This window comes from Pseudomonas sp. HMWF021 (assembly GCF_003061005.1).
Classification (GTDB): Bacteria; Pseudomonadota; Gammaproteobacteria; order Pseudomonadales; family Pseudomonadaceae; genus Aquipseudomonas.
Genome location: NZ_QAIK01000134.1, coordinates 1 through 1,784 on the forward strand (window position 1 = coordinate 1; position 1,784 = coordinate 1,784).

Annotated in this window: 1 protein-coding gene; it reads right to left on the bottom strand. The window is 61.9% G+C overall.

All coding sequences use genetic code 11. The features are described from left to right. Positions 1-1,784 (bottom strand): autotransporter (locus tag DBR18_RS18195; RefSeq protein WP_108591339.1); only part of this gene is annotated, 1,784 nt, incomplete at both ends.

Below are 1,784 nucleotides of genomic sequence, written 5' to 3' on the forward strand. Positions count from 1 at the left end.
GTGCCGGCCCAGCCACCAGGCCCCCAGGCGACGGCGCCTCCGTGATAGCCATAGGCAGCCCCGCCCCAGGCCAATGGAGCAGGGTACAAGTGCGGCCCCCACGCATAACCCCAGCCATAATTGCCCCACCACGGATAAGCGCCCCAGCCCCAGCCCATCGCCACGGTGCTGCCACCCCAACTCCAACCGAAACCGAAGCCGAACGTCCAGCCGGTCCACGGCGTGTAGCGGATCGCGACGCCGAAACCATACGTCACCGGAGGCCCGTACCACATGCTGCCGACCCACGGCGTGTAGGGATAACCGGTGCCGTAGACCACCACACCGGTAGTCGGATCCAGAGTCGAACCTTGATAGCCGGGTGTGTAGCCCACCACCACTGTATCGCCGCTGGATTCATAGACTTTGACGTAGGTGAGGTAATGCATCGGTGAACTCGGCGGGATCGAATAGATCACCGCCGGTACGGAACTGGCGACAACCCACGGCCCCTTCACCGACGTGGCCGTGAACCAGATGCCGTTTTCCACCGCATACCAGCTGTTGTCGTCGACGCGGATGATCGGGGTGGCACTGTTGACCACGTACTGCAGCGGTGTGCTGTTGATCGCTTTGACCTGAGGTTCGCCATCGAACTGTGGCGCGGTCATTTTCACTGCGCTTTTCCTGATGGCCGAGGTTTGCGGGATGGTCGCAGCGATCGCGGCTTCCTTGGCTTGTGGAGTACCGGCGACCGACGCCTTGACGTTCTCTTTCGGGCTGTCGTCGGGGATGTTGGCGAAGTCTGCCGGCAGCTTGTCCGCCGCCGTAAACGTCCACGGGCCCTTCATGTCGGCGGCGCGAAACCAGCGTCCGGAGATCAGCACGTAACTGTTCTGATCTCCGATTTCCTTGAAGACGTGTCCGGTGGTATTGCTCACGAATAACAGGCCGGTGCCCTGAATTGGCGACCATTGTGGCGGCCCCTCGATGACGATCAGTTCGGTGGGAGTGGTGGCGATAAAGATTTTTGGTTGCGGCGGTTTGGCCAGGCTGGGGATCTTGTCTTTCGGATCACTTTGTCCCGTCAGCAGATCGACCTGGCGACTCTGGATCGCTGCCTGTTTGGCCTTCTCCAGATCGGCCGGCGGTGTGGCCAGGCGCGTGTAGTTGCCGGTCAGGCTATCAGCAACCATCCAGCCATCGAACACATGCAGGTAGTGTTTGCCTTCGGCGTCCTTGAGCAACAGCGGACGAGTGTTGATCACCCGTTGCAGGCCGGTGCCTTCGACCGCGCGATACGCCGCATCGCCGTCGATGTAGACGAGCAGGGCGGGGACGTCGGAGCTGATGATCGCCGGCGGGGTGTTTTCCAGTGGTGCGCTGTCGGCTTTCTGCTCGGCCGACAGCACGCCGACAGCGGCTTCGAGTTGATCGAGGGAAATGGTTTTCTTGCGGCTTTCGGCATCTTTTTGCAATGCGCTGAGCCAGACGTTGGCGTGACCGGCGTCGGCAGGGAAGTCGGCCTTGATGATTTTGTACTGATCCAGCGCGACCCAGCGCGTGGCCTTGTCGACCAGGGTGTGTGCGCTGAACTGAACAATCCCGTAGGTCGGTTTGCCATCGGTACCGGTGGCTTCTACAGCCGCCCGGGCATTGAGGGTGTAGCCATCCCAGCTATCGAGTTGCGGCTGGTACACCGTCAGTTTGGCGTTGCCGCTGGTGATCACTTGCGGCCAGGTTGGCGCATTCGGCGCGGCGTCGGCTGCGGCGGGTTTGGTGGCAGTGGTCGGAGCTGCCCAGAC